This window comes from Tenacibaculum sp. ZH5_bin.1 (assembly GCF_042865525.1).
Classification (GTDB): Bacteria; Bacteroidota; Bacteroidia; order Flavobacteriales; family Flavobacteriaceae; genus Polaribacter; species Polaribacter mesophilus.
In genome coordinates this window covers 238904-252963 of record NZ_JBEGIO010000003.1, presented here as the reverse complement: position 1 = coordinate 252963, position 14060 = coordinate 238904, and the positions used below count along the sequence as shown (strand labels likewise).

Here is a 14060-nt window from a genome sequence, read left to right as displayed (position 1 = left end):
AATAGATGAATAAAGAATTGATAGATTTCTTTTTTAAAGTTAATAAACATAAAAAGAAGCTTTTAAAGAATACGTTCATGCTTTTTATAGTTGTTGTGGTCTACACATTTTTTATTTATACAAAGAATTATCAGTCTAAAATTGTTTTTGTACCACAAGTTACACAGTCTAGTAATTTAGCTTCAAAGCTAGGAAGTCTAGCTTCATTCGCTGGTTTAGGTGCTGCTAATAAATCTGGAGGAGAAGAAATTACTCCTATTTTATATTCTGAAATAATAAAAAGCAAACCTTTTCTTAATGAATTATCTAAACAGTCGATTACTTTAGAGGTAGAAGGAAAGGTTAAAAAAATAATATATAGAGATTATTTTTTAAAATATAAATCAAAATCAATTACTAATAAAGTTAAATCGTTTTTAGTCTCATTGTTTAAGAAGGAAGAAAGAGAAGAACATAATTATACTGATGAGCTTGGAATTGTACAATATTCAAAAAATGAGATGGTAATGTTTAAAAGTTTATTAAAATCAATTTATTTGAAGTATAATGAAGATGAAAACATTATTACTTTAGGAGCAACTTCTGAAGTTCCTGAAACAGCATCAGAGCTAGTTTATTACTCTACACAAATACTGAAAAAGGAAATAATAAAGCTAAAAATAGCTAAAGCAAAAAAAGAACTAGAATTCATAGAAGAGAGATATAAAGAAAAAGAAAAAGAGTTTAAAAAAGATCAACTCCAGTTAGCTAGTTTTGAAGATAGAAACTCCTTCTTAGGGACATCTAAATCTAAAATAAAGTTGCTTGATTTACGCTCAAAGTATAATCTTTCATTTGAAATTTATTCTCAATTAGAAAAAGAATTAGAGTCCGCTAAACTAGAGATTAACCAACAAACACCTACCTTTATTGTAATAGAACCTATCTTTACACCTACTTTTAAAACAGGTATGAGTAGATTGATAATCTTAATCATAGGATTTGTTTTATGTACTATATTTTCTGTAGGTTATTTTTTTGTGAAAATAGAGTATAAAAAAATTAAAGAGAGCCTAATAAGTAGTCAATTAGTGTAATTTTAAATTAGTACTGTAAAATTATGGAACATTTTTTTGCTCACCAAACAGCTGTGATAAGTAGTTTAAGTGAAATAGGGGTAGATACAAAAATTTGGCATTTTTCTCATATCATGGATTATTGCGAAATAGGAAATCATTGTAATATTGGTCAAAATGTAGTAGTGTCACCAAAAGTTATTTTAGGAAATAATGTTAAAGTACAAAACAATGTTTCTATTTATACAGGAGTTATTTGCGAGGATGATGTTTTTTTAGGACCATCAATGGTGTTTACTAACGTTATTAACCCGAGAAGTGCTATAAATAGAAGATCACAGTATATGAGAACTACGGTAAAAAAAGGAGCAAGTATTGGAGCAAATGCAACCATAGTATGTGGTAATGATATTGGAGAATATGCTTTTATAGGTGCAGGATCTGTAGTTACTAAGGAAGTACCAGATTTTGCATTAGTTGTTGGAAATCCTTCTAGACAAATTGGTTGGGTTAGTGAATACGGCCACCGATTAATTTTTAATGAAAAAGGTATAGCTACTTGTAAAGAAAGCTTACAAGAATACAAATTAATAAATAGTACAGTAACAAGAATTAAATAAAATGAAGAACTTTTCACTAATTGGGGCGTCTGGATATATCGCACCAAGACATTTAAAAGCTATTAAAGATACTAATAACAACCTTTTGGCAGCACTTGATAAATTTGATAGTGTAGGTATAATGGATAGCTATTTTCCAGATGCGGCGTTTTTTGTTGAGACAGAACGGTTTGATCGACATTTAGAAAAGTTAAAATATGATGAAGGAATTAACTTAGATTATGTAAGTATTTGTACACCAAACTACCTTCACGATTCTCATATTAGAATGGCTCTCCGAAGAGGAGCAGATGCTATTTGTGAAAAACCTTTAGTGTTAAATCCATGGAATTTAGATGCGCTCCAGAAAATGGAACAAGAAACAGGTCAAAGAGTATATAATATATTACAATTAAGGGTACATCAAAGCATTATAGATTTAAAGAAAAAAATAGAAGCAGCTCCTAAAGACAAAATTTTTGATGTAGATTTAACCTACCTTACTTCAAGAGGAAATTGGTACTATACTTCATGGAAGGGAGATATTACAAAATCAGGAGGGATAGCAACCAATATTGGAGTACATTTTTACGACATGCTTTCGTATATATTTGGTGAAGTTAAAACTAATGTAGTTAACATTCATACTCATGATAGAGCGGCAGGTTATTTAGAATTTGAAAGAGCAAGAGTTCGTTGGTTTTTATCAATAAATTATGATGTTCTACCAGAAGAAATAAAAGCAAAAGGACAAAGAACATATAGATCAATTACAATTGAAGGAGAAGAACTAGAGTTTTCTGGAGGGTTTACTGATTTACATACAAGAGTTTATGAAGGAATATTAAACGGAAATGGATATGGACTAGAAGATGCAAGGCAAGCAATTGAGATAGTACATAAAATTAGAAATTCAGAACCTATTGGATTAAAAGGAGAATACCATCCTTTTGCACAAAAGAACTTGGCGAAGCATCCTTTTAAGCTTTAGGTTTAATATCAAAAAAAATTGAAAAACATTTTACCAAAATCAGAGTTTGCAAAAAATGTACTAACCTTGATGACGGGAACTACTATTGCACAAGCAATTCCTGTAGCAATTAGTCCAATACTTACAAGAATTTACACCCCTGAAGATTTTGGCGTATTAACCTTATTTTTAGCAATAACGACTATTTTTGGTTCTATTGCCAACGGAAGATATGAGTTGGCAGTTATGTTACCTGAAGATGATGAAGAAGCTATTAATATTTTTGCGCTAGGTGTACTTATTGTAACTTTTTTATCCGTTGCTTTATTTGGAGTCGTAATTTTTTTTAAAGACTATTTTGTTAGTTTATTAGATAATAAAGAAATAGGTTTTTGGCTTTATTTTGTTCCGTTAACAGTCTTTTTTATAGGGCTTTTTAATATGCTAAATTACTATAATAATAGAATAAAAAAATATAAAGATTTAGCGAAAGCTAAAGTTATAAAATCGGTTATTCTATCAGTATTACAAGTTTGTCTTGGACTGGTGAAGAAAGGAGCTCTTGGGCTAATTACTGGGCAAATAGCATCACAATTATTTGCCAATATAAAATTGATTAGTAATATTTCAGATAATAAAAAATTATTAGCAAGCATACATAAAGACAAAATTAAGCGAGTAGCTAAGCGTTATGAAAGGTTCCCTAAGTTTTCAATGTGGGCAGTTTTATGTAATACATTGTCTTTCAAATTAACAGAAATACTCATTTCAACCCTTTATTCTATCACCACTTTAGGGTTTTACTCATTAGTAGGTAGGGTACTTGCGATGCCCTCTACACTTATTGGGGGTGCTATAGGACAAGTGTTTTTTCAAGAAGCGACCAAAGAAAAACACACTACAGGAAAAGCTGAAAAGGTGTTTAAAAGAACATTAAAAAAGTTATTACTGATTGGTACTCCTTTCTTTTTAATATTATTTTTTATTGTAGAAGAATTATTTGCATTTGTTTTTGGTGAAGAGTGGCGTATTGCAGGATACTATGCAAAGATATTAATACCAATGTTTTATATTAGGTTTATAGTAGGAACTTTAAGTAACATAGTAAATGTTTTTGAACAGCAAATATTTTCATTATTATGGCAATTTGTTTTATTAGTTATATTTATATCTATACTATCTCTTTCCAGTTACTTGAATTTTTCATTTGAAAAATCTTTAATTTGGATAGCATTTATAACTTTTTTACATTATCTATTATTACTTTATTGTGTCAGAAGAATATCAATAAAAGGGAAATTATGAAAATAAGTTTTACTGGTGACGTTTTTTTGGGGGGAGATTTACAAAAAAAATCTGCAAAAAAAATTATTAAGGTATCATCATTTAATAATGCAGATTTTAGGGTTGTGAATTTAGAACACCCTATTAGTGATAACGATATTGAATTAGATAAGTGTACACTGTTCACAAATTCAAGTGCAACTATGAAACTTAGAGAAATGGGAGTTAATATGGTTAATTTATCAAATAACCATATTCAAGATAAGGGAAACGAAGGCATTGTTGATACATTAGAAAATTTAAAGAAATTTAATATTAAATATTTTGGTGCTGGTTTAAATATTAATGAAGCAAAACTAAATCAAAAACTAGATAAAGATTATTGTATTTTAGGATATTGTGATTATGGAAAAAAATACCTTAATCAAATACAAATAGCAGATAAAAATACTCCAGGGATTAATCCTCTAAATTATCAAAACATTATTGATGACTTATCAAATTTGGAGGAAGGAAAGAAAGCAATACTTTTTTTTCATTGGGGAAGAGAGCATGTTTCATTACCAAAGTATGAAGACATTCTATTAGCTAAAGATTTGTTAAGGAATGAAAAAGTAGCAATGATAATAGGGATGCATTCTCACAGGTTCCAAGGAGTAGTTGAATTTAATGGAAAAAAAGCATATATGTCTTTAGGTAATTTTATTTTTCCTAACTTTCATATAAAGCCACCGACAAAAATATATTATCCACATAAAGATTTTAAGTGTGATTATCAAACAAGACAATATCACAGTGTTTTTAAACCTACTTATAAAAAATGGAAGAATGTTAATAGAAAATCCATCATAGTGTCTTTTGATACAGAGGTTAAAGAACTTAGTCATGTTTTTGTATATCAAGAAGATAATGAAGTGTGTATTAAAGAGCAAAAAGGAGTCCCTCAATTATTGAGTAAGTTTAAATTTAAATTTTTAACTTTTTTGTATAAATTACCTAAAGGAATTTATATTTTTTTAGAAAAGAATAACACTTTATTAAGTATTATTTTATGGCGCACTCAAATTATGTTTTTTTATTTAAGGCAATTAGGAATTAAGGCTTTTTTGAAAAAGGTTAAAAAAAGATTATGACAAGTAAAAAAACATACAATTTAATATTAGGAGGTTATGTAAATGGCTATTCTATAGTGTCTGAGTTATATGAAAAAAAGGTAGAAAATATAGCCTTATTTTCTTATTCTAATTCATTAGCAACTAAAAGTAAAAAATTAGAGTGTTTTAAAATAATTAGCAAGGAAGCTAATAGCCTTAAAGAAGCTATTTTTGAGTTAAAAGAACAATGTGATTATATTGTTATTTATCCTACCGATGATATTCAAATAGAAAATTTACACGAAATTTATGAAGATATAAAAAGCTTTTGCTTTATACCTTTTAATAAAGAAAATATAATTTCATGCTTAGACAAAAATTATCAATATAAATTTTGTAAAGATTATAATATACCCTATCCTAAAAGTATAGTTGTAAATAAAAAAGAAAATTTAAAAGAACTACAATATATAATGTTCCCATTATTGGTGAAACCTGCTAAGAGATATTCGGATACAAAAAAAATATTTAGAAACTTATATTTAGCAAGCAAGCAAGATTTTGATAATAGTTTAGAGTTAATTACCAGCTTATTGAACGACAATGTTAGTTTGATTTTTTCTGAATTTATACCAGGTGATGATACTAATATATATGCGTATACAGCTTATAGAAGTAAAGAAGGAAAAATATTAAATGAATGGGTTGGTAAAAAACTAACACAATACCCAGATGAATTTGGTGTTTTTTCTAGTGCTGTAAATTCAGCTCCAGAAATTGTAAGAAAACAAGGTCGTGAATTGTTAAAAGTTTTAAATCTATATGGTATAGCACAACCTGAGTTTAAATATGATGAAAGAGACGGTCAATATAAATTAATGGAAATTAATCTTCGATCAATGATGTGGCATAGGTTAGGTAACCTTACAGGTGTGTATTTGCAATATACACAATACCTAGATGCAACTAATAATAAGGTAGAAAGCTATACTCAAAATTTAAATGGAAGCATTCATTTCATTTATTTGAAACATGAAATAACCAACTTACTTTTTAGAAAAAAATATTTCAAGCATTTTAAGAATAATGTGTTTAAAGGAAAGGTAAACTCTTTGGCTCTTTATGACGTTAAAGATTTAAGCCCCTTTATATTTGACCAATTTGCAACCGTAAAATTTATTTTGTCAAGATGCCTAAAAGCTTTAAAAATAAAATAGCACTCCTAGTTAAAAGAATTCTTTTAAGAAGAAAAAAAGTAATCATACATAATAATACAGTGTTTTATTCAGTGGTTTTTAAGGGAAAAGCGACGATAGAACCGTATTGTAGATTAAATGGTACACCTAAGATTACCATAGGAGATAATTTTTACTGTAATGCCTTTTGTCATTTTTTAGGAGATATTACCATAGGAGATGATGTAATGATTGGTCCTAAAACTATAATTTGGGGAAGAGACCATGGAATGGATAGAGGAGAAAAAATGAACGCACAAAAGCACACTTCTAAGCCAGTTATTATAGGTAATGATGTTTGGATTGGAGCAAGAGCAACGATTCTAAAAGGAGTAACTATTGGTAATGGAGCAGTAATAGGAGCAGGAAGTGTAGTAACTAAAGATGTAGCTGAAAATGCTGTAGTAGTAGGTAATCCTGCAAGAGTAGTAAAGAATAGATAAACCATAGTAATATGAAAGTTTTTGTTCCTAATAATAATTTAGAAGAAAGAATGTATATCATTGATGTTTTTTTTACTACTTTTTTAGGTGTCGATTATACGGTAGAGAAGCATCAAAATAATGATTGGTTGCTTCAAGTTGAAGATAAATTAATAGTTATTAAAGATACTTTTTTTAGTAACTTTCATCAAGAGTTATCTTATTTAGACAAAAATAATATTCCTATAACTATACAATTTGCTACTAATGAATATACCCCAGAAGATAATTTACCAGTTATTTATGGAGGAACAACCATAGCTAAGAATTCTAACTCGATAACTTGTGATATTGATATTTTTGCGAGTGCTTTTTTTATGCTTACAAGATGGGAAGAATATGTAGTTGAGGAGCTAGATAATCACGGGCGTTTTCCTGGGAGTTCATCATTAGCATACAAACAGAACTTTTTAGATAGGCCAATAGTAAATGAGTATGTAGAGCTCTTATGGAATATGTTGACTAGTATAGGCTATAATAAGGAACGTAAAAAAAGAAACTACAATCTAATAGTAACACATGATTTAGATTACCCCTTTGCTTGGACAACTCCTAAAAAAGCTATTAGAAAACTTGGTGGTAGAATACTAAAACTGGATTTTGTCAATTTTTTTAAATTATTGCTGAATTTCATTAAAACAAAGATTAATTATAAAAATGATAATTTCTATACGTTTGATTTTTTATTTAATTTTTACGACCAAAAAAAATTGAGCACCTATTTTTTTTTAATGACAGGATCTAATAAAAAACTAGACGGATGCTACAACCTATCTAACAAAAAGATAAAAAAAATAATAGCTGCTATCCTTAATAAAGGGCATAAAATTGGTTTTCATCCTGGGTATGATTCGCATATCAATGAAAAAATATGGCAGCAAGAGTTACATACTTTGCAAGAGAATGTAATGGTTCCTATTAATGTAGGGAGGCAGCATTACTTAAGGTATCAAGTGCCTAAAACAGCTGCTCTTTGGGATAAGAACGATATGAAGTGGGACTCTAGCTTGTATTACTCTAAAGAAGGAGGTTTCAGAACAGGATGTTGTTATGAATATCCACTATTTGATTTTTTAACTCGAAGAAAGTTAAAAGTTAAAGAAAAAACATTGTGTTTTATGGACACAACCATTATTGATAATAATATAAATATTGATTTAAAAAAGATATCTGAAACTGTAAAAAAATATTCGGGTGATTTTGTGTTCTTATGGCACAATTCGAATTTATATAATAAAAAATTAATGCAATTATTTAAAAAATCAATAGAGCAGGTGATATAATGTTTTTAGATAAAATAATAAACAAATTACTTATACTCTTTTTAGTGTATACCTTTTTTATACTCCCAACCTTAAAGTATTTTGAATACGTACATGGAGGTGTTAGGGTTAATGGGGCATTAATTTCTTTTGCTTTAGGAGTATTGATAGCATTCTTAATGTTTTTTACATTAAAAAAAATTAACACCTTAAAACAGGATATATCATTATATTTTTTAATAGCTTTATTTATTTATATAACCTTCTATCAGTTAGTATTATACTTTCATGTAAAAAATTACTCTGATCAGGGAAACATTATCTTTCTCAAAACAATATCAAATACTATTATAAAGCCTTTGGCTTTGTTTTTTATAGGAGTAAAACTTCAAAACCTTTATAAAACTAAAATATTTAACTTAAGTATTAAGTTCTCTTGGTTTTTGTCTACATTTATTTTGTCATTTTATACAATAACAAATCCTCGAGGATTTTATTTGTTTTTAGATAATGCAAAAATTTATTTACAAATAGCAGATGCTTATGCCATTTTAGCATTTATGTTTTTAAGCCTGATAAAAAAAGAAAACATAAGGTTTATAGCTTTTCTTTTTAGCTCAGTTATGTTATTTGCGTTATTATCTAGAACAAGCTTTTATCTATTTGTTTTTTCTTATATGTGCTATATGTTTTTGCTTAGAAGAAAAAGCTTTTTTTTACTCGTAGCATCATTGTTTTTTTTAACAAGCTTGTATATCATAAAAAATGATATCGATCTAGAAGAGTTAAAAAATAATAGAATGATAGGGTTTATTATTACAGGTTCAGATAAGTCATTATCATCTAGAGATGAAATGTTGGATAATGGAATGATTGCATTGTCTGAAAACTGGTTTTTTGGAGATTTTCTAGGAGAAGTGAGAGATAATTATGGAAATACAGGAGCTTATATGCACAACATGTTGTCTTTTTGGCGTCAATTTGGTTTTATTCCTTTTATTACACTTGTTGTTTTATTACTAAAAACATTATTAAAAATATATAAAGAATCGATAAAGGGACCTAACCAATATTTAATATTACTTTTGACAGGTTTTATATTTATTTTTGGTGAAATGATTTCAGCGAGAGGATATACATTTACATCATATTGGCTATTCATTAGTGCAATTTTAAGTTATAATAAGCAAAAAGATATTAGTGAAAATGAACAATAAAAAAGCAGTTGTATTAATGGCTGTATACAATGAACAAGAATATATTGATGAAGCCATTCAGAGTTTTTTATTACAAAAAAACGTAAATGCTACACTGGTTGTAATAGATGATTTGTCAGAAGATAACACTTTCCAAATAGCTAAAAAATATGAATCGGAAAAAGTAGTTGTACTTAAAAATACAAAGAAAGGAAAAAACAATGCCTATAATTTAGGATTTGAAATGGTTAAGGGTGATTATTACTGTTTTTTTGGAGGGGATGATATATTAACAGAAAACTCTATAAATAGTAGGGTAGCTGCAATTAGTCAATCAAAAAATAAGAAAGTAGCTTTAAAATCTAGAATTGTTACTTTTTCAAAAAACAAAAAATTTGATGGAGTTATTATTCCTAAAAACAATAGAAAAGGGAATAATAGCGGAGGAGCAGTGATGATTTCAAATGAATTAGCCAATGGAGTTTTTCCAATACCGATTTCGTTACCAAACGAAGATGCGTGGACAGGGCTTCATATAGATAATTTTGCTAAAGAAATTATTGTAATAGATGATATAGTACTAAAATATCGAATTCATGCTGGTAATTCTGTAGGGATAAGTTCAAATTTTGAAACAAGAACAAAAAAAATAAATAGTAGAAGGAAAGTTTTTCGTCTTTTTTTAGACAGTTATAGTGATGTGCTTAATACCTCAGAGATACAAAGGTTATCCAGTATTATTAAGCTTGAGAACTATAGGTTTCATGGAGATTTTTTTTCAGTTTTGTTTAAAAATAAAGCTAGCATGAAAGATAAAATAGCTGCTATTTTTCACATGAATGCTACACTATATAAAATAAAAAACTTAATGTACAAGATTATTACTGGATTACGATAACAAAACTTATTACCTGAAGAAAATAAATATAAAAATTAAATAATGATTACAGAGCATAAAATTGTATCCACTTTTGCAAAGTATATGATATGCCCTGATTCCTTTTATAATTTAAAAGAAGGAGTCAGTATTAAGGATGAAGGTAAAACTGAATTTCAAAAATATAAATATAATTTATCAAATTATGAAGGAAGTACTAATTATAATGTCGATTTTTTTTTAGATAAGATATCAAAATCAATTAATAAAGTTATTGATAATTCTAAAGAGCCAATCATATTATTAAGTGATGGTAAAGATTCTTTATCTTTAGCATTAGGCTTTTCTAATTTAGGAATAAAATGTAAAACATTAACGCTACTACGAAAAGAAGATGTAGCTTTGAAACATTACTTAGAGTTAGTATGTGAAAAGTTAGGACATGAGCCTTATTTTGTTAATGTAGATGAAATAATAACTAATTTTAATGCTGAGTTTTTTAAGGAGTCATTTAGCACAATGGAAACTCCTGTGATGGATCAAGGGTATCTTTTTTTTCTATTTGCTATAAAAATATTTTTTGATAAGACAGGGTTGAGTCCTGAAAACTGTCAGTTTATTGATGGTTTAGGAAATGATGAATATTTCGGCTACTTTTTTTCAGATCACCAGTACTTATCATATAAATTATCGATGTTAGGGATATGGAAATTTTTGCCAGAAAAGATGTATAAGTTGAAATGGTATTTTAGGTCACCAGCAGAATCTAATGGTGACTTATCATCATTGGCAACATTTTTTAAAATTCCTGAAGCACATAACATTAATATTTTTTTTAAAAAAATAAAAAAAGGTGTAGAAGAGAATAACTACCTTAACTTTAGGGCATTTTCAAGAGGGAAATTTCATGATCATCAATGTATGATGGGAAAAACTAATAATGCCACTAGATTTCAAAAATCTATTTGCTTGTTTCCTTGGTTAGAAGAAGACCTAGCAAATTATTGTTTTAACCTACCCGTTAATAAAAAATATAATTTTAAAAAAAGATTAAATAAAATAGCACTTAGAGAGTTATTGGAGGAAAAATTAAAGTGGGGGCAATCTAAGAGAGGAGTAGATTTATATTTTGACTTAGATATAGTAAAGTTTAAAAGAGATATTGTTGGTAAAATTGTTCCAGATAGATTGATCATGAGTGTTTTAGATAATAATTGTGTTAAGGATTATGTAAAGGTAAGAGGATTACTTGAGTTAATGAATTTTTACCAATTTTGTATTTCTAAAGGTTTGTCTGATAGTGAAATAAATAAAATTTTAAACGGTTAATTTAAATATTAATAATTTAATGAAGAAAAGCACAATAGCATTTATTATAACTGTTTATAAAAAAGATAAACTTAAATATTTTAAAGAAGCAATAGAAACTATAGTAAATCAAGATTATGGATTTCAAAATATAAATATATACCTAGGAGTTGATGGTGAATTATCAAACGAAGTCGATGATTATATAAACGAAAATATTAAATTTTTTTATAAGATTATAAAAAACAAAGAAAATAAAGGACTAGCATTTACTTTAAACAGATTAATAGAAACTCTAGAAAATGAATATTATATTTTTAGAATGGATAGTGATGATGTTTGTTATTTAGATAGGGCAACTAAGCAAGTAAATTTTATGGAGAAGAACCCTGATATTTTAATTAGCGGTGGTGCTATAGAAGAGTTCTCTGAAGAACACGGTATGCAAATGATTAGAACATACCCTAAAAATTCAGTTAAAGCGAAAAAGTATATATATAAAGCATCAATATTTGCGCATCCAGCAGTATGTTTCAAAAAAGATTTTTTTAATAAGGGGTTTAGGTACGATGCAAACCATAAATTTAGCCAAGATGTAGATTTGTGGTTTAGGGCATTAAATAAAAATATTGAAATTGCTAATATTAAAGATGTAGTATTAAAGCTGAGAGTTCAAGATAATTTTTATAAAAGAAGAAGTTATAAAAAAGCTATTGGAGAATTTAAAATATATTACAAAGGAATTATAACTAACTATGGCTTTAGTTTTAAGTTGATATATCCTTTGTTTAGATTATTGTTTAGATTGTTACCAGTATTTTTGGTTGAAAAAATTTATAATAGCAAGCTTAGAAAAAAATTAAATAATTAAAAAAAAGAATCATACTAGTAGAGGGATAATGAACAATGTTATGCCGGTTTAACTTGACGAGTGGTATCATGACAGTTATTTACTGTATATGTTAAATCGATGACATATCATCGGTTATTTATGTCGATGCAAGTAGTGATAAAAAGTATTAATTATTTTCACTCCTAAATGGTTTGCCAAATATTCAAAATGTTGTTAGGTAATGGAAGAGAGTTATGTATTCAATTAAGTTATGTTGAACAGCTTTCGGTTTGTCGGTTATGATATTTAATTGTTTCTAATAATCATGAATCATATCAATTTCCAGACATATTAATACCGCTTGTTTATTAATAATTTTGTAATAATAAGTCTTTTCCTATTTAAGGAAAAGGAAATATTATAAGAGATGGTTAATTACATTTGTTAAAGATAGAGTTGGTCTCGATTATTGTTACTGACTCATCGAAGTTAAAAGGTGAATTAGGAAGGTATTGAAAAAAAAGTAAAAAGATATTTAGAAAATGAAAAACTAGATTAAAAGAGTAACATATGGAGCGTATCAAAGTTAAATAAAAACTATAATAAATTTTTTAATGCCAGTAACTTTCTTAATTTTGCGTTAAAAATTCCATGCTATTATGTTGTTAGGCTTATTGGGTATGTTTTTGTTAGGGTCTTTTTTAGTAACCTATTGTATTATACCTAAAATAATTAAAGTAGTATTTCATAAGAAATTGCTAGATGAACCTAATATAAGGAGTTCTCACAAAAGAGTAACACCAACACTTGGAGGAGTCGCTTTTTTTATAACTATAATATTGTCTTTTTTCTTTTTAAAAAAATGGGATGAAGATATAATAAGTTTAAACTTAATGGTGAGCTTGACTGTTTTGTTTATAATTGGTTTGAAAGACGACTTAGTAGCATTGTCAGCTACTACAAAATCGATAGCCCAAATATTAGCCATAACTTTTTTAGTATGTGATAATAATTTGTTGATAGAGTCTCTAGGAGGTTTTTTAGGAATAACTGAATTAAATTATTGGTTTTACTTATTCTTTATTTATTTTTCAATTTTCTTTATAATAAATTCATTTAACCTAATTGATGGTATTGATGGTTTAGCTTCTTCAGTTGGAATAACAATATTTACATTTTTTGCTGTTATTTTTTACTTTTTAGAACAGAATTATTATTTCTTTCTATGTATGGTTATCGTAGGGACACTACTAGCTTTTTTGACTTATAACTTATCTGAAAAGAAAAAGATATTTATGGGGGATACCGGTTCTATGATTATAGGCTTTCTAATAGCTGTATTGGCATTAAAAATACTATCATATCAAAAAGAAATTGGGTCTATAGGAGTTTTACCTGAAAATTTACCTATAATTATAACTTCAATAATATCAATCCCTATTCTTGATACTATAAGGGTTTTTATTATTAGAACTGTAAATAAAAAAAGCTTTTTTATAGCAGATAGAAATCATGTACACCATATTTTTATAGATAGAGGTTTTACTCATAAAAAAACAACATTTTTTATAGTTATAATAAACATGATTATTACATTGATAATATATTTGTTGTCAATGAGATTTAATAGTTTTATTTTATTATTGTTTTTTGTTTTATTATCAATGGTTTTTTATTTAGCTATTTTTTATTTGTTAAAAAAAAATGAGTCTAATGACTTAAAAAAAAAACGCTAATTTTCTAAATAGAGTAGCAGACTCCATTTTAAGTGTGTTTTTATAGAAAAAGAAGCTTCTTTTACAACAATAGAGATGCTTTTTACACTAAACTTAATTACTCTTGAAATATTATACTTTAAAAGACACA

At 27.3% G+C, this 14060-nt stretch carries 13 protein-coding genes; all 13 read left to right on the top strand.

Features of this window, described 5'->3' with window-relative positions:
* The first annotated feature begins 5 nt into the window (after positions 1-5).
* On the top strand, positions 6-1076 hold the full coding sequence (locus tag ABHQ57_RS11455) for a hypothetical protein (RefSeq protein ID WP_159494523.1): 1071 nt from the start codon (positions 6-8) through the stop codon (positions 1074-1076).
* A 23-nt stretch (positions 1077-1099) separates the two neighbouring features.
* The gene (locus tag ABHQ57_RS11450) at positions 1100-1675 is read left to right on the top strand and encodes an acyltransferase (protein WP_159494524.1); all 576 of its coding nucleotides are present in this window, start codon (positions 1100-1102) and stop codon (positions 1673-1675) included.
* A gap of 1 nt (position 1676) precedes the next feature.
* Positions 1677-2645 (top strand): Gfo/Idh/MocA family protein, encoded by a 969-nt coding sequence (locus ABHQ57_RS11445; RefSeq protein ID WP_159494525.1) that lies wholly within the window; start codon positions 1677-1679, stop codon positions 2643-2645.
* A gap of 18 nt (positions 2646-2663) precedes the next feature.
* The gene (locus tag ABHQ57_RS11440) at positions 2664-3929 is read left to right on the top strand and encodes an oligosaccharide flippase family protein (RefSeq protein WP_167714269.1); all 1266 of its coding nucleotides are present in this window, start codon (positions 2664-2666) and stop codon (positions 3927-3929) included.
* Positions 3926-5041: a CapA family protein gene (locus tag ABHQ57_RS11435; RefSeq protein WP_167714268.1), complete on the top strand. Its 1116-nt coding sequence runs from the start codon at positions 3926-3928 to the stop codon at positions 5039-5041. The genes ABHQ57_RS11440 and ABHQ57_RS11435 overlap by 4 nt, the downstream gene beginning before the upstream one ends.
* The gene (locus tag ABHQ57_RS11430; protein ID WP_167714267.1) at positions 5038-6219 is read left to right on the top strand and encodes a hypothetical protein; all 1182 of its coding nucleotides are present in this window, start codon (positions 5038-5040) and stop codon (positions 6217-6219) included. The genes ABHQ57_RS11435 and ABHQ57_RS11430 overlap by 4 nt, the downstream gene beginning before the upstream one ends.
* Entirely contained in the window at positions 6192-6680 is a 489-nt protein-coding gene (locus ABHQ57_RS11425) for a DapH/DapD/GlmU-related protein (protein WP_159494529.1), read from the top strand. Before ABHQ57_RS11430 ends, ABHQ57_RS11425 begins: the two co-directional genes overlap by 28 nt.
* 11 nt (positions 6681-6691) lie before the next feature.
* Positions 6692-8002 (top strand): DUF7033 domain-containing protein, encoded by a 1311-nt coding sequence (locus ABHQ57_RS11420; protein WP_167714266.1) that lies wholly within the window; start codon positions 6692-6694, stop codon positions 8000-8002.
* A gap of 779 nt (positions 8003-8781) precedes the next feature.
* Positions 8782-9198: a hypothetical protein gene (locus tag ABHQ57_RS11415; RefSeq protein WP_167714265.1), complete on the top strand. Its 417-nt coding sequence runs from the start codon at positions 8782-8784 to the stop codon at positions 9196-9198.
* On the top strand, positions 9188-10075 hold the full coding sequence (locus ABHQ57_RS11410; protein WP_167714264.1) for a glycosyltransferase: 888 nt from the start codon (positions 9188-9190) through the stop codon (positions 10073-10075). The genes ABHQ57_RS11415 and ABHQ57_RS11410 overlap by 11 nt, the downstream gene beginning before the upstream one ends.
* Positions 10076-10117: 42 nt before the next feature.
* A complete protein-coding gene (locus ABHQ57_RS11405) occupies positions 10118-11383 on the top strand; it encodes a hypothetical protein (protein WP_389863732.1) in 1266 nt (421 codons plus the stop codon).
* A gap of 19 nt (positions 11384-11402) precedes the next feature.
* Positions 11403-12233: a glycosyltransferase gene (locus tag ABHQ57_RS11400; RefSeq protein WP_167714262.1), complete on the top strand. Its 831-nt coding sequence runs from the start codon at positions 11403-11405 to the stop codon at positions 12231-12233.
* A 620-nt stretch (positions 12234-12853) separates the two neighbouring features.
* A complete protein-coding gene (locus ABHQ57_RS11395; RefSeq protein ID WP_047790239.1) occupies positions 12854-13930 on the top strand; it encodes a glycosyltransferase family 4 protein in 1077 nt (358 codons plus the stop codon).
* Positions 13931-14060: the final 130 nt, after the last annotated feature.